The organism is Streptomyces flavusporus (genome assembly GCF_046267975.1).
Classification (GTDB): Bacteria; Actinomycetota; Actinomycetes; order Streptomycetales; family Streptomycetaceae; genus Streptomyces; species Streptomyces flavusporus.
The window spans coordinates 7,532,643-7,547,052 of sequence record NZ_CP176503.1; the positions used below are offsets into that span (position 1 = coordinate 7,532,643).

Annotated in this window: 13 protein-coding genes; 3 read left to right on the plus strand and 10 right to left on the minus strand. The window is 65.0% G+C overall.

Annotated elements, in window-relative coordinates:
* Window positions 1-407: 407 nt before the first annotated feature.
* Window positions 408-611: a hypothetical protein gene (locus ACKTSN_RS35505; protein WP_409472862.1), complete on the minus strand. Its 204-nt coding sequence runs from the start codon at window positions 609-611 to the stop codon at window positions 408-410.
* Here ACKTSN_RS35505 and ACKTSN_RS35510 point away from each other — a divergent pair.
* The gene (locus ACKTSN_RS35510) at window positions 610-1,995 is read left to right on the plus strand and encodes a helix-turn-helix transcriptional regulator (protein ID WP_409474999.1); all 1,386 of its coding nucleotides are present in this window, start codon (window positions 610-612) and stop codon (window positions 1,993-1,995) included. The two genes, ACKTSN_RS35505 and ACKTSN_RS35510, sit on opposite strands and share 2 nt — an antisense overlap.
* 668 nt (window positions 1,996-2,663) lie before the next feature.
* On the opposite strand, the gene ACKTSN_RS35515 is transcribed toward ACKTSN_RS35510, so the two are convergent.
* From ACKTSN_RS35515 to ACKTSN_RS35540, 6 genes are all read right to left on the minus strand, one after another.
* On the minus strand, window positions 2,664-2,957 hold the full coding sequence (locus ACKTSN_RS35515; RefSeq protein WP_409472863.1) for a hypothetical protein: 294 nt from the start codon (window positions 2,955-2,957) through the stop codon (window positions 2,664-2,666).
* A gap of 276 nt (window positions 2,958-3,233) precedes the next feature.
* Window positions 3,234-4,496, minus strand: a complete 1,263-nt coding sequence (locus ACKTSN_RS35520) for an IS701 family transposase (protein WP_409467247.1) — start codon at window positions 4,494-4,496, stop codon at window positions 3,234-3,236.
* A gap of 466 nt (window positions 4,497-4,962) precedes the next feature.
* On the minus strand, window positions 4,963-5,445 hold the full coding sequence (locus ACKTSN_RS35525; protein ID WP_409472864.1) for a hypothetical protein: 483 nt from the start codon (window positions 5,443-5,445) through the stop codon (window positions 4,963-4,965).
* A 314-nt stretch (window positions 5,446-5,759) separates the two neighbouring features.
* The gene (locus ACKTSN_RS35530; protein ID WP_409472865.1) at window positions 5,760-6,038 is read right to left on the minus strand and encodes a hypothetical protein; all 279 of its coding nucleotides are present in this window, start codon (window positions 6,036-6,038) and stop codon (window positions 5,760-5,762) included.
* A 1,378-nt stretch (window positions 6,039-7,416) separates the two neighbouring features.
* Window positions 7,417-7,605, minus strand: coding sequence for a hypothetical protein (locus tag ACKTSN_RS35535; RefSeq protein WP_409472866.1), 189 nt, complete (start codon window positions 7,603-7,605; stop codon window positions 7,417-7,419).
* A gap of 477 nt (window positions 7,606-8,082) precedes the next feature.
* Window positions 8,083-9,762 (minus strand): recombinase family protein, encoded by a 1,680-nt coding sequence (locus ACKTSN_RS35540; protein ID WP_409472867.1) that lies wholly within the window; start codon window positions 9,760-9,762, stop codon window positions 8,083-8,085.
* A 90-nt stretch (window positions 9,763-9,852) separates the two neighbouring features.
* Here ACKTSN_RS35540 and ACKTSN_RS35545 point away from each other — a divergent pair, with 90 nt between their 5' ends.
* Window positions 9,853-10,557 (plus strand): DsbA family oxidoreductase, encoded by a 705-nt coding sequence (locus tag ACKTSN_RS35545; protein WP_409475000.1) that lies wholly within the window; start codon window positions 9,853-9,855, stop codon window positions 10,555-10,557.
* A 95-nt stretch (window positions 10,558-10,652) separates the two neighbouring features.
* Window positions 10,653-11,702, plus strand: coding sequence for an aminotransferase class V-fold PLP-dependent enzyme (locus ACKTSN_RS35550; RefSeq protein ID WP_409472868.1), 1,050 nt, complete (start codon window positions 10,653-10,655; stop codon window positions 11,700-11,702).
* A gap of 59 nt (window positions 11,703-11,761) precedes the next feature.
* Here ACKTSN_RS35550 and thpD read toward each other — a convergent pair whose 3' ends face one another.
* The 3 genes from thpD to ectB are packed head-to-tail and all read right to left on the minus strand — an operon-like array spanning window position 11,762 to window position 14,360.
* Entirely contained in the window at window positions 11,762-12,655 is an 894-nt protein-coding gene (thpD, locus tag ACKTSN_RS35555) for an ectoine hydroxylase (RefSeq protein ID WP_409472869.1), read from the minus strand.
* Between the two features lie 7 nt (window positions 12,656-12,662).
* Entirely contained in the window at window positions 12,663-13,067 is a 405-nt protein-coding gene (locus ACKTSN_RS35560) for an ectoine synthase (RefSeq protein ID WP_224734769.1), read from the minus strand.
* 21 nt (window positions 13,068-13,088) lie between these two features.
* On the minus strand, window positions 13,089-14,360 hold the full coding sequence (ectB, locus tag ACKTSN_RS35565) for a diaminobutyrate--2-oxoglutarate transaminase (protein WP_409472870.1): 1,272 nt from the start codon (window positions 14,358-14,360) through the stop codon (window positions 13,089-13,091).
* Window positions 14,361-14,410: the final 50 nt, after the last annotated feature.

The window sequence follows — 14,410 nt, forward strand, 5'->3', positions numbered from 1 at the left end:
GCCCCGTCCCCCTCGGGGGCCTCTGCAATCAGCACGGGGGGAGCTGTGCGGCACCGCGAGGGGGACGGGAGTTCAGAGACGGCCGGTAGCGGCCATCGTGATAACCGCCGTGGACAGTGCGGCGACGATAAAGACGAACGCGGACCATCCGAACCGGCGTACGTGCCTCACGAACTCCCCTTCAGCGGCACGCAGTTGGGGCAGTCCGCCGAGTGACGGGAGTTCGGGGGGTGTGTCGGGCCGGGCAGATGGACCACACCCGAGACCACGTCCAGCGCTCCGCCGTACTGCGTCCACCAGCCCTCAGGAAAGCCCGCGTACGGCCCGTTGGGGTCATCTATGAGGCCTGACTAGCTTCGGAGGCGGGAGAGGCCGCGTACGGCGCTGCTGTGGCTTCACAGGGGCGCTCACGAGTGCTTGTCCTTGAGGTGCCGCCGCAAGCGGACGTTGCAGTCACTCACGGCGCTACCGTTCCCGTTCGCGTGCGCCCGGTCCCGGTCCATGGCGATGTTGTCGCAGTGCGCGCACCCCGGTACCGGTTGCGGGCCGTCGTCGAGCCTCAAGGGGAGTTCTACGGGCTTCTCCTGTGTGGTCTGCGTCGTGGTCGCCATGGTCACCATCCCGCTTGATCCGTCATGTCCGTTGCTGCGCGTTGGCCTAGAGAAACGTGGCGAGGGGCCGCGCACCACAGCAGAAAGGCCGCAGCCCTGCCGCACCATGGCCGCACTGGCTACGCTGACCAGGGAAGACGCGTTCCGAGAGGAGACCGGCCCGATGACCAGCAGGCGGCGGAGGTTGGCGGAGCGCCGGAAAGCGTGCGGGTTCAATCAAGAGGAATTCGCGGAAGCGGTCGGCGCTGATCGCTCAACGGTCCAACGCTGGGAGAGTGGAAAGAACGACCCCCAACCCTGGCAGCGTCCGAAGATCGCAAAGGCGTTGTCGATCACAGCGAGGGAACTTGACGCGCTGCTAATTCCCGACGCATACGCCCCGCCGCAGTCTCGTACCGGTTGGCTCGCTGTCGCAGCCCCGGACAGCGACGATGAGTTCGACGCACTCGAATTGGCCCGGCGGGTGTCAGCTAGCGACGTGGGAAAGGAGACATTGAATCGCCTCGAACATGTGTTCGATGAACTGGCTATGAAATACCCAGCGTCTCCCCCGCAAGAATTGCTCGAAAGAGTACGCAAGCATTCCGCTTATGTAGCTCACCTCATGGACGCGCGTATGACGCTAGCGGAACAGCGCCGCCTTTACGTGGTCGGAGGCTGGTTCCAACTCTTGGGAGCCACGCTGCACATCGACCTGAACCAAGAGCACGCCGCTACGGCCCGGTTGCAGACGGCAGCCACCCTCGCGCAGCACGCAGAGCACCGCGAAATTGAGGCGTGGTGTTACGAGACGGACGCTTGGCGAGTGCTCACGAATGGCGACTACGCCCGCGCGCTGGAACTCTCGCTGATCGCGCAGGAATTGGCACCGGCCGGAACCTCGGCTGCAATCCAGGCGACAGCGCAAGAGGGGCGGGCGAGAGCGCGACTCGGAGAGGGGCCCGAAACATACGCAGCCATAGACCGAGTTCAGCGAATGTCGGCCGGGATGGTCCCGCGCAAGGGCACTGAACATCACTACCAATACGATCCGGGTAAGGCGCTGGCCTATACAGCGACGACGCTTGCATGGGTCGGAGATCCCGCAGCGGAGGACTACGCCCGCCAGGTAATCGCCAGACTCGCACCCGCTGATGACGTGGAGAAATGGCCGCGTCGAGTGGCTTCAGCGAACATTGATTTGGCGCTGGCGTTGCTCGGGGGTGACCGGCTGGACGAAGCATGTAACGCAGCACAGCGGGCGATACTGTCCGGCCGCATCGTCCCTTCGAATCACTGGCGTGCGCTGGAAGTCGTCAAGGCCGTTGAGCGTCGACAGCTTCCGGAAGCGTCGGACCTGCGAGAGGCATACCAGGGATTGAAGGCACTTCCGAGCGGCGAATAGGCGCGCGTGATCGGAGCCAAAGCGGCTGAGGATCGAAGGTGCTCGAAAATGCAGAAAGCCCCGCACTGGCCACCAGGAAGGCAGCGGGTACGGGGCTTCACGGGGGTGACCAGGGCATCAAATGGGGGTCATTCCTTCCGCGCAAACGGCCCAAGCTGCGGCGCTAGCTTTTTCCCTCCCTGCCGGTCAATCTCTGAGGGCGGAGGGGGTCCCTCCCCGGGGGTAGGCAGGGCGTAGCGCTCAGAACGGCGGAACGTCATCAGGCTTGGGCGGCTGAGGCTTAGGCTTCGCATTCTCGGCTGCCCAACCACCAGGCTGGTTCTTCGCGGTCTCGCTGTCATGGCACGACTTGCACAGTGGTCGAAGATGCTTAGGTGCATCAGGGTTCGGCTCACCCCTTGCCTTCAATTGCTTCCGACTCAATGGCGAGTGGTCGGCGACCGTCGCTTGCCGACCACACAGCACACACCATGGATTCGCGTACAGATAAGCCTTGCGCTTGCGCTGCCAGCCAACGTCATAACCGCGCTTACTCGCGTTGCCTCTCTGCTCTTCGCGCTGTGCCTTGTGCTCAGGGCAGGGACCACCATTGGTCAGCTCACTGCACCCCGGCTGACTGCACGGCGTTCTAGGCTTCCTTGGCATATCAGCACTTTGAAGGTAGGCACCTACGGATTTCCGGAGGTGGGGGCATCGGTAATCACGTGGAATAGGTCGGCATCACTGAGCCCCTGTATCTCCGCCACAGCATCGATTACCTGTTGTGTGTCGTCCATAGCGTCTAGCTCATCCTCCGCAGCACACAGCAAGTTGCGTAGCGCTTGCACTAGTTGCGCTGCCCGTTCCGAATCGGCGTTGCCGTCAGCGAGCATGGCGCTCAATTCGTCGGAATAAGCGAGCGCATATCTCAGGGATTGGGCCAGCGACTCAGCATGTGAGGGCGCGCAGTGGTCGGCCAACATGGGAACTCCCTTCACGCCAGCACACACGCCAGCGAAGTAGCAGCGCAACAAAGGCGCAGGTCAGGAAATGGGTCGATTCTGGCCGGCTCGGGGTGCCTGGTAGCAACAGCGAAGGGCCGTGCCGCTGAAATCCAGTGACACGGCCCATGCGCCTAGTAGGGCTTTGTTAGGTCCTGTGGTGGGGTTCGGGTGCTGGTGCGGGTTGGCCGCATATCGAGCAGGCGCCGGTCCAGGTGGCCAGGAGGGCCTGGAGTTCGCGGAGGACCGCGTAGAGGGTCAGGCCGGCGCAGGGGCTTTTGGGTCGAGCCTGAGCATGGTGCAGAAGGCCTGGGCGAGGGACGCGAGGGTGACGTGGCGGTGCCAGCCGAGGTAGTTGCGGCCCTCGAAGTGGTCCAGGCCCAGACCGTCCTTGAGCTCGCGGTAGTCGTGCTCAACTCGCCATCGGATCTTGGCGATTCGTACCAGTTCGCGCAGTGGGGTGTCGGCGGGAAGCGTCGAGAGCCAGTAGTCGGTTGGCTCGGCGGAGTCGGGTGGCCACTCGACGAGCAGCCAGCAGTCGGGCAGGGAGCCGTCGGCGGCGCGGCGGATGGTGCGGTTGGCCGGTCGGACCCGCAGGGCCAGGAACTGCGAGCGCATCTCGGCGTTCGGGTTGCGTCTGGTGGCCTTGCTGCCCTGGCGCCAGGTGACGGTGCGGGTGGCCGCTCGGCCGACGGCCAGGGCCAGGGCGCGCAGGGTGGTGTGCGGTTGGGGGTAGGCGGACACGGGAGGGCGGCCCTGCCCGGAGTACGGCGGGCGTTGGGGTGTGGCATTGCCGGGGTGCGCGGTCGTGGTGGCTTTGACCGCGACCGCGTAGGTCAGGCCGCGCTCGGTCAGGCCCTCGCGAAAGCCGGTGGCGTCGCCGTATCCGGCGTCGGCGGCGACCGGAAGGTCGGGCAACTCCCAGTTGTCGCGCACCTCGTCGAGCATGTCCAGCGCCAGGCGCCACTTCTCCCGGTGCCGCTCGGTGTCCGGGATTCCCGCCTTGGCGCGGCGGCGCCGGATCGCCTCGGCCATCAGCGCGTCCTCGCCGTACTTGGTGTCGTCCCAGCTCTCGGGCAGGAACAGGCGCCAGTCGACAGCCGATGACGCACGGTCACTGACCAGGTTCACACTGACGCCGACCTGGCAGTTGCCGCGCTTACCCAGGGCGCCGCAGTACATCCGCGCCACCCCCGGTGAGTCGTAGCCGTCCTTGGGGAAGCCGACATCATCGATCGCGTACGCCTCGGGAGAAATGTGCGCGGCAGCCCAACGGGCCAGCCGCTCACGGACCTTGGAGTAGTCCCAGGTGGACGATGAGACGAACTGCTGCAGCTGCTGGTGGTCCACGCCCAGGCGCTCGGCCATCGGCTGCATGGACTTGCGCTTGCCGTCCAGCATCAGCCCGCGCAGATACAGCTCGCCCTTGGCCCGCTGGTCCCGACGCGCCAGCGAACCGAGCATCTCCGCCGCGAACGCCTCCAGGCGCGGGCGGACCGTCTCCATCTCCTCAGGTGTCACACCTGACAGAACATCACAATCTACCTGACGATGATCAATCGGGGTACCTAACAAAGCCCTACTAGGTGTTGGCTTTGAACGTCCGGTAACACGCTAGGCAGAGCGACTTTCGGTATCCCTGAGAATCAGGCCGGGGAACACCCCGGGCGATTAGCTGGGCACGGGTCAGCGGGTAGAACGCCACCACATCAGCCGGGGTCTCTGGTGTATTAGCCGTCCGGGGGCATAGCTCGCAGAACGGGCTTTCTCCCCTCATGGGATTACCGGCGGATTGATCGGGTTGCCGTAGGCGTCGCGCGGAGTCTGGTCAATGACGAGTCGCTGGCCATCCCGCACAATCGTGGTCCGGCCCCGTGGCATTCGCGTGCCCCGATAATCTGCCGGGCAGCGATCGGACCAGGCGGGCGACCCATCCGGAAGCCGGGGAAACCAGGGATACGAACCACCAGGCCCGGGGTCTAGTGCGTCATTCGCCATTGATGTACTCCTGGCGCTTCGCATCAAAGGCTTCCGAGAACTCGGCAACCCGGCGGCTGGCCTCACCCTCAACAATCCTGGTCAGCTCAGCGGCAACGTCCACCGAATAGAAGCGATCCCCCACAGGAACCGTACGCTGCGAAACCGGAATCTCTAGAGTGGACTCGGCGTTCTGAGCCGCCTGCACCACGATACGGCGCTTTTCACGAGCCGCAGCGAAACGAATGAGCCCCTCAAGGAATCCCATTGTATTGGGGTCGTATTCGAAAGCCCCGGTACCCTCAGAGTCACGCGCGTCAGCGGCAATCTGAGTCCATCGAGAGAGAAGGTCCCGGTCATAGTCACGGGCACGCTCAGCACGCTCAGCGGCAATCTGAGCCAGTCGGGCATCCTCAGCGGCCTCAGCGTCAGCGAGAGCGGCAGCGGCCTTCTCAGCAGCTTTGCGCGCCTTCTCAAGGGCGTTCTCAGTCATGTGTGTTGTCCCTCCGGAAATTAGTTGGCGTCTAGCTGAGTGGCAGCCTTGCGAGCGTTGGCCGCGTAGCCCATGGCCATTCGCTGACCGGGGGTGATGACAACACCATTCGCCTCAGCGCTCCGCAGATGAGCGGCCACGGCGTCAGCTTCTTCACTTGCCCCCGCTGCAATCGATTCGACGTGCTGACGGTTGCGCTCCGGGCTTCCCTTGTCCGTCGAAGTAGTGTCAGTGGTTCCCATGTACCACGGGGTTTCAGTCATTGGGGCGGTTCCTTTCGAGGGGAGTTGGCACCTACGGATTTCCGGAGGTGGTCAGTGCCGGTACCAGACCCGGTCATGAAACACCGGGTTTTTGGGGCGAAGTCCTATGTAGCGCTTGCCGTAACGCCGGTCAGTGCGCTTATAGCCTGTGGCGCATAGCAGACGGTCAGAGGTGCCCAGCGGAATGAAGCTGGGGCCGCTGACTTCCTTGCAGGCATCGAAAAGGAACTGTGTGCTTGAGTCAGCATTCGGGCACTCTTCGAGAGCTTCACCGACAATGCGCACGAACTTGTCAACGTACGCCCGGTCAGCCTCAGTCAGATTCGACATGGTCACCACCCAGAGCAAGAATGCGGAGCACGGCCAGCGCCGCGAACAGCTCAGCGCGTGAATGCTCGTCTCTGGGAACGATCGCGTGGCCTTCCAGAATGTGAAGCGCCTGCCTGGTGTCTATCGGTTCCATTGGTTCCCTCCGGGCATGGAAAAGCCCCCGGCTAGCGCGGTCTCTCACTGTGTAGGCGGCAATTCCCGCAGTGAAGAGACCCGTTGCTAGCCGGGGGCTGGTCTTTGTGGGGTGCCCGGGGAAATGTTTGCCGCCTACCCGGACAGTGGAGCACGCTTAACGCTGCCCCTAACTGGTTCTATGGAGTCGAAAGCGCGAGAAGGCGGAAATCCGCAGGTTCGAGCCGGCTGCCGGTATTCGTTATCCGACCGTTACGCTTTCTTGGCCGCCCGATAAAAAGCGGTCTTACAGCGGGAAGAGCAGAACCGGCGTGGTCGGCCAGCACCTTCCCAACCCGTGTTTTCCCCGCAGTGCTCGCAAGCCTTCTCCCAGCGCTCTTCGTCCAGCGCAAGCCTGGCCGCCGTTCGCTGCCTTTCCCGCTCAGCCTGCATGTCCCGGCATGTGGCGCTGGTCTGCTCAGGCATGGCACAGACCCGCTGTTTGCCCCTCAGCGGCCGGAAGGGGGCTCCGCACAGCTCACAGGTCCTCTCGGCAGTCTTCGGCGCTCTGGCAGCCCTGTACGCGTTCATGCGGCAGCGGGCAGAGCAGTACAGCCGGTCAGAGCGGGCACCTTCCGGGAGGTCAGCACCACAGCCCATGCAGTCGTACCGTCGCTCAGTCATGGGGTGTTCCTTATCTCGAATGCAGGGTTACGGGTCTCCCATTTGTTGCTAGGTATATGGGAGTTGTTTAGAGGAGTGAGAACATTACATATTGGATTAGGAACAACTAACAGAGAGTAGTTAGCTGTCGAACCCTTCGCGCTGTCTAGCCCTGCCGACTAGCCCTGTGGGCAGCCTTCCGGCAACGGTCAGAGCAGAAGCGCCGGTAACGCCCTGTCCCGCTGTACTCAATGGAGTTGTCACAGGTAGGCGCTTCACAGCGGGGACCAGCCGCCTGAGCCTCAGCGAGTCGGAGTGCTGCCGCAATGGCCTGGTGCACGGCCGTGGCCTTATCGCTGTCAGGCTTCGTCATGGCACCCCATGCGAGCGATTCGGCGCTACGCAGTGCAGTCATAAGGTCGGTGGTCATGTGTACTTCCTAGGGACGTAATGAGACGGAACCCCTATCCGGCGAGACGGAATGGGGACGAAATGGTTAGGAGCCTGCGACGGAATTGGACGCAACTCCTAGGCGGTGCGACGAAACGAGACGAAATGAGGCCAAGGAAAAGCCGCCCGGTCACGTAACCGGACGGCTTAACCCTCAGACCAGCGCGAGACCTTTACGGCTCTGCGCTTCTCGCTCCATATAGACGGACAGAAGACCGATACGCTGAGCCTGTAGCTCCGTGCTGTCTCCAAGGTTGTCCCGAAAGGCGCGCACCAAGCGGCCTCTGTGGGTTTCCTCTTCGGCCCAAGACATGATGTGTGCCCAAAACTTGTCAGCGCTCATGTGGTCTCTCCTCCGCGTCGCGCTCTCACCCTGGGTCTAGGGGGTCGAATGCCAGCCCAGATCTGACGATCCGTCATATTGCTCTAGGTGGCTCTGTGAAGACATGAGAAAACCCCATCCGGCCACTGGGACTAAATGGGGCTAGAAGGCGCTCAGATGGGCGCTCAGGGCTTCTCTCGCGTGCTATCCCGCCAACGCCCCGGGATGTCCTTGCAGGGCAGCCAACAGAGACTCTAGGCGCTTGATGCGCTGACGGAGGAGGACCGAACCACCTTCAACCAACTGGCGGGCGTACAGGCCGTTGAGCGTGCGCTCTATGCGCTTCCACTCGCACTCGCGGTAGAACGCTGCCTCTTCGGCTTCCTGCGCCGCTTCCCATTCCGCACGTGACATAATGCTGTCTCCCTTTCTGGGGAGCGCAGGCCCTGTCTCATCCGCCAAGATCCGGCAGGGCCTGCGCCATTGCTTCTCGCTGAATCAGACTGCCGCTTGAGTGCGGCGCGCTTCCCACCTGTCCCATGCGGCGTCTTCCGCCTGGTTTCCCCTGTCGTCCCGCCATTCGGGAATCAGCCGGTCAAGGATCGGCGTACGGTCACCCCGGAACTTCGAGGGAAGCAGCGTGATTCCCTTTGCGGCTGCCTTGAGTAGCGCGCGCTGTCCGCCAATCCCGGCACCCTGCCAAAGGGCGGCGAGCGACTCCGGGTCCATCAAGGGCGTCAGGTCAGCTTCCTCGGACAGTTCCGCCGCTTCGGCTTTCAGCTCCGCAATCTGAGCGGCCACCTGTTCCCGAAGCCGGTCGTACTTGTCTTCGTCCATCCGGCCCAAGACGAAGAACTCTTTTTCCAGCTTCATTTCCCGGCCTACTGCTGATTCCAGAGCAGCGTTGACGTGAGCCTTGCGTGCGTCGCGCTCAGGGTCCTGGTAGGACAGCCAGTCACGGGCAATGGCCTGAATGGTGGGGGAGTCCGGGGCCAGCCTGAGAACGTGGTTAAGCCACATGATCTCTACGGCCGAATCAACGCGGGTGCGCTCAGTAGAGACACCCTTGCAAGAAGATGGTCCTTCCGTCTGTCGGGCGTAGCACCGGTAATTGACTCCACCGTTGGCCATGGGGCCATTGCAGAGTCCGCAGAGAAGCGTGCCGGAAAGAAGGGCGACGATTTCCCGCTTACCGCGTGTCCGGTCGCCAATGCTGGTACCCGGCTGTGCGCGCTCAGCCAGAATGGCGTTGATCTTTACGTGCTCTGCGAAGGTCACGACACCCTGACCACACGAGATTGGGTTTCCCTTCTTGTCCAGCAAGGGGCTTCCACCACGGTGGTACTTGCCAGTGTCGTTGCCGTGTTGATCCAGCATCTTTTCCCGCTTTACCACCAGTCCGGCCCATGCGACGGAATGGGCAAGGCTGATGATGCCGGGACCGGACCACTTCTTTCCGTGGCGGGTAGGGATTCCCTCGCTGTTCAGCTTCTCTGTGATCCAGTTAGGCGTCTTACGGTCTAGCAGGTACTCAGCGATGCGGCGCGCAACGGGGTATTCCGTGGGCTGGTGCGCTAGCTTGCCGGAACCCTTGGGCGAGTAGAGGCCAAAGGGGGTTACTCCGCCTGTCCAGCGTCCGTCAGCCTTGTTGCCGTTGATACCGTTCTTCGTGAATTCGCTGATGTCTGACGCCTGGTCTCGCGCTTGCTCGCTGAGAATGGCCAGCACCATGCGGCTTCGCGTGGAATCGATGTTCTCGGCAACGACGTAAATGCGCGCCTGTCGCTCTTCGAACTTGTCCAGCAAGAGGCCAACCTGACCCATGCCACGGCGGGAAAGGCGGCTGGTCTTGAAGACATAGAGTGTCTTGGACAGTCCAGCGTCAGCGATTGCGGCTGTGGCGTTCTCGAACTCTTCGCGCCGGACGTACGCCTTGCTTGCGCTCTTCTGCTCAAACCAGACGTGCCGGATTCGCTTGCCCTCTTGGCTGGCGTGCCAGCACATACGGCGCACCTGTTCCCGCAGTGAGCTAAGGGTGTCCTTCTTCTTGCTTCGCCTGACGTACATCTCTGCCAAGTCAGCCGGGCTGCCTGTCACCACTTCCCAGAGTCCCAGCGCCATGAGTTCGTCGTCTTCGAAGCCCAGTGCACGCAGGTTGGGCAGGTCTTCCCGCTCCATCGGTGTCCATTCGCCGTGGGGTCATCCGTCTCGGGTCCCTGTGAGCGAGTGGAATGCCTAGATTCCGCGTTTTCGCAGGTCAGAGACGGTCTGGTTCCCGTGGTTCATGGGTGCCCCTGGTGCTACGTGGGCAAGGCCCGCTTCGAGAAGGCGCTGGCGGAGTTCCCGCACCGCGACGAGGTCGAGGTCGTGCACCGGTCGTTCGAGCTGGACCCCGGGCGGGCCAAGGACGACGTACAGCCCGTGCTGACGATGCTCGCCAAGAAGTACGGCATGAGCGAGGCCCAGGCGCAGGCCGGCGAGGACAACCTGGGGGCACAGGCCGCCGCCGAGGGGCTGGCGTACCGGACGCGCGGCCGGGACCACGGCAGCACCTTCGACATGCACCGGCTGCTGCACTTCGCCAAGGAGCACGGCCGGCAGGGCGAGCTCGTCCAGCTGATGTACGAGGCGAACTTCGCCGAGGAGCGGTCCGTCTTCAACGACGACGAGCGGCTGGTGGAGATCGGCGTCGCCGCCGGGCTCGACGAGGCCGACGTTCGCAAGGTGCTCGCCGATCCGGGTGCCTACGCCGACGAGGTCCGGGCCGACGAGCGGGAGGCCGCGCAGCTCGGTGCCACCGGGGTGCCGTTCTTCGTCCTCGACCGGAAGTACGGCGTCTCCGGCGCACAGCCCGCCGAGGTGTTCGGCCAGGCACTCACGCAGGCGTGGGGCGAGCGGTCGCCGCTGAAGCTGATCGACGACGCGGGCGCCGAGGCGTGCGGTCCGGACGGGTGCGCGGTGCCGCAGCACTGAAGCCGCAGGTGAGGGCCGGTCCATAAGCGGTCCTTGGGGAAACCACGTAGAAATACGCAATGGACGTGGGCTTCCCGGGACCGCAGAGTGGACCCATGGAGACCTTCGAGAGCCTCGTCCGCGCCGAGTTCGCCCCGAAGAACACCTACCTCAACACCGCGAGCACCGGCCTGCTGCCGGCCCGCACGGTGGCGGCGCTGCACGCCGCCGCACTGTCCCTGGCCGAAGGCGTGCCGCAGGACATGTTCGCCGACGTGGAGGCCTGCCGGGCCGCCTTCGCCCGGATCGTCGGGGTGCCGGCGAGCCGGGTCGCGGCCGGGGCCTCCGTCGCCGTGCACAGCGGGCTGATCGCCGCCGCGCTGCCCGAGGGCGCCGAGGTGCTCACCGCCGAGGCCGACTTCAGCTCCCTCGTGAACCCCTTCCACGTCCGCCGGGACCTGAAGGTGCGCAGCGTGCCCCTGGAGCGGCTCGCCGAATCGGTCCGCCCGGACACCGCGCTCGTCGCCGTGAGCGCCGTGCAGTCGGCGGACGGCCGGATCGCCGACCTGCCGGCGATCCGCGAGGCGGCCCGCGCGCACGGGGCGCGCACCTTCATCGACATGTCCCAGGCCGTCGGCTGGCTGCCGCTCGCCGCGGACGACTTCGACTACGTCTCCTCCGTCGCCTACAAGTGGGTCGTCTGCCCGCGCGGCGTGGCCTTCCTCGTCGTACCGGAGGACCTCGGCGGACTCACTCCCGTCTTCGCGGGCTGGGCGGCCGGCGAACACCCCTGGGACAGCACCTACGGCCCGGTCAAGGAACTCGCCCACTCCGCCCGCCGGTTCGACGAGAGCCCCGCCCTCCTCGCCTACACCGGCGCCCGGCACTCCCTGGCCCTGGTCGAGGAACTCGGCGTGGCCGCCGTACACGCGCATGACCTGTCGCTCGCCGACCGCTTCCGCGCGGGCCTGGCGACGCTCGGCCACGAACCCGTCCCGGCGCCCGGCTCGGCGATCGTCTCCGTGCCGGGCCTCGGCCACCGCCAGCCCGACCTGAGCCGCGCCGGAGTCGAGGTCTCCGACCGCGCGGGCAACCTGCGCGCCGCCTTCCACCTGTACAACACGCCGGCCGACGTCGACCGCCTGCTGGACGTGCTGTCCGCATGAACCACTGACGAGTCGGGGCCCCTCAGGAAAGGGACCCCGACTCGACACGTCCGACTACGTCACTTCACCGGCGTGAAATCCCTCGCTCCTATGAACTCCGGCCGCCGCACCGGCGCCGCGAACGGCTCCACCGCCGCGTTCTCCACGCTGTTGAACACGATGAACACGTTGCTGCGCGGGAACGGCGTGATGTTGTCGCCCGACCCGTGCATGCAGTTGCAGTCGAACCAGGTCGCCGAACCGGCCTTGCCCGTGAACAACTTGATGCCGTACTGCGAGGCCATCGCGGTCAGCGCCTCGTGCGAGGGCGTGCCCGCGTCCTGCATCTGCAGCGACTTCTTGTAGTTGTCCTTCGGCGTGGCCCCCGCACACCCGAGGAAGGTCTTGTGCGAGCCGGGCATGATCATGAGCCCGCCGTTGGTGTCGTGGTTCTCGGTCAGCGCGATCGAGACGGACACCGTCCGCATGTTCGACAGACCGTCCTCGGCGTGCCAGGTCTCGAAGTCCGAGTGCCAGTAGAAGCCACTGGCCCCGAAGCCCGGCTTGACGTTGATCCGCGACTGGTGGACGTACACGTCCGAGCCGAGGATCTGCCGGGCCCGCCCGACGACCCGCTCGTCGCGCACCAGCGCGGCGAACACCTCGCTGATCTTGTGCACTTCGAAGACGGACCGGATCTCCTGCGACTTCGGCTCGACGATCGACCGCTCGTCGGCCCGGATCGCCGGGTCCGCCACCAGCCGGTTCAATTCCTCCCGGTAGACGGCGACCTCGTCGTCGGTGATGAGTTCCTCGATGGCGAGGAAGCCGTCCCGCTCGTAGGACTGGAGACCGGCGACGTCGATCGGCCCGGGGGTGCCGGGCGCGCTCCAGACGACGGGGTCCTTGCGGGGGACGGACACCTCGGTGGTGCCGCGGCTGGGGTAGAGATCCGTGACAGTGCTGGTCGTCATGGGGATGTCACACCTCCTCGGGTTCGGTGAGCAGGGGGTATACGCCGTTCTCGTCGTGGTCCTCCCGTCCGGTCACGGGCGGGTTGAAGACGCAGATACAGCGGAAGTCCTCCTTGACGCGCAGCGTGTGCCGCTCGTGGCCGTCGAGGAGGTACATCGTCCCGGGCGTGATCGTGTACGTCCGGTCGGTCTCGTGGTCGGTCAGTTCGGCCTCGCCCTGCACACAGACCACGGCCTCGATGTGGTTGGCGTACCACATCGACGTCTCCGTCCCCGCGTACAGGATCGTCTCGTGCAGCGAGAAGCCGACCTTCTCCTTGGCGAGGACGATGCGTTTGCTCTCCCAGGTGCCGGACGCGGCCTTCACATGCCGGTCGGTGCCTTCGATGTCCTTGAACGAACGGACGATCACGGTGCTGAACAGCTCCTTTTCTCAGACGGTTTCGCGTACGGCACGGGCGAGGACGCGCAGGCCCTCGTCCAGCTCCTCGGGGGTGACGGTGAGGGCGGGCAGCAGCTTGACGACCTCGCTCTCGGGGCCGGACGTCTCGATCAGCAGCCCGAGTTCGAAGGCGCGGCGGGCGACGCGCTCGGCCCGGCCCTTGTCGTGGAACTCCATGCCCCACACCAGCCCGCGGCCCCGGTACTCCTTGACGTCGGCGAGGTTCTCCTCGGTGATGGCGATCAGCGCCTGCTCGACCTGCTCGCCGCGCGCGCGGGTCTGCTTCTCCATGGCCGAGCCGTCGGTCCAGTACGTCTCCAGCGCGGCGGTGGCCGTGACGAACGCGGGGTTGTTGCCGCGGAAGGTGCCGTTGTGCTCGCCCGGCTCCCACACGTCCAGCTCCGGCTTGAACAGGCACAGCGACATCGGCAGTCCGTAGCCGCTGATGGACTTCGACACGGTGACGATGTCGGGCACGATCCCGGCCTCCTCGAAGGAGAAGAACGCGCCGGTGCGCCCGCAGCCCATCTGGATGTCGTCGACGATCAGCAGCATGTCGCGGCGCCGGCACAGTTCGGCGAGCGAGCGCAGCCACTCGGGCCGGGCCACGTTGATGCCGCCCTCGCCCTGCACGGTCTCGACGATCACGGCGGCGGGCTGGTTGAGCCCGGAGCCCTGGTCCTCGAGGAGCCGCTCGAACCACAGGAAGTCCTCGACCTTGCCGTCGAGGTAGTGGTCGAAGGGCATCGGCGTGCCGTGCACCAGCGGGATACCGGCCCCGGCCCGCTTGAAGGCGTTGCCGGTCACGGCGAGGGCGCCGAGGGACATCCCGTGGAAGGCGTTGGTGAAGGACACGATGGCCTCGCGCCCCTTGACCTTGCGCGCCAGTTTCAGCGCGGACTCCACGGCGTTGGTGCCGGTCGGGCCCGGGAACATGACCTTGTACGGCAGGTCGCGCGGCCGCAGCACCAGGTCCTGGAAGGTCTGCAGGAAGGCGCGTTTGGCCGTGGTCGACATGTCGAGACCGTGGGTGACGCCGTCCCGGTCCAGATAGTCGAGCAGGGCCCGTTTGAGCACGGGGTTGTTGTGCCCGTAGTTGAGCGAGCCGGCTCCGGCGAAGAAGTCGAGGTACTCGTGGCCGTCCTCGTCGTACATGCGGCTGCCGCGCGCCCGGTCGAAGACGGTGGGCCAGCCGCGGCAGTAGCTGCGCACCTCGGACTCCAGGGTTTCGAAGACGCTGAGGTCGGGCTGGGTGATGGTCACGGAGAATCGCTCCTCATTGCGACGGTCATACGACGGTCGGTTGCAACGGT

What these genes read in the sequence shown, in the direction of transcription:
- ACKTSN_RS35510 (WP_409474999.1), top strand. Translation starts at nt 610, where the DNA reads ATGGTCACCATCCCGCTTGATCCGTCATGTCCGTTGCTGCGCGTTGGC.
- ACKTSN_RS35505 (WP_409472862.1), bottom strand. Translation starts at nt 611, where the DNA reads ATGGCGACCACGACGCAGACCACACAGGAGAAGCCCGTAGAACTCCCC.
- ACKTSN_RS35515 (WP_409472863.1), bottom strand. Translation starts at nt 2,957, where the DNA reads ATGTTGGCCGACCACTGCGCGCCCTCACATGCTGAGTCGCTGGCCCAA.
- ACKTSN_RS35525 (WP_409472864.1), bottom strand. Translation starts at nt 5,445, where the DNA reads ATGACTGAGAACGCCCTTGAGAAGGCGCGCAAAGCTGCTGAGAAGGCC.
- ACKTSN_RS35530 (WP_409472865.1), bottom strand. Translation starts at nt 6,038, where the DNA reads ATGTCGAATCTGACTGAGGCTGACCGGGCGTACGTTGACAAGTTCGTG.
- ACKTSN_RS35535 (WP_409472866.1), bottom strand. Translation starts at nt 7,605, where the DNA reads ATGAGCGCTGACAAGTTTTGGGCACACATCATGTCTTGGGCCGAAGAG.
- ACKTSN_RS35540 (WP_409472867.1), bottom strand. Translation starts at nt 9,762, where the DNA reads ATGGAGCGGGAAGACCTGCCCAACCTGCGTGCACTGGGCTTCGAAGAC.
- ACKTSN_RS35550 (WP_409472868.1), top strand. Translation starts at nt 10,653, where the DNA reads ATGGAGACCTTCGAGAGCCTCGTCCGCGCCGAGTTCGCCCCGAAGAAC.
- thpD (WP_409472869.1), bottom strand. Translation starts at nt 12,655, where the DNA reads ATGACGACCAGCACTGTCACGGATCTCTACCCCAGCCGCGGCACCACC.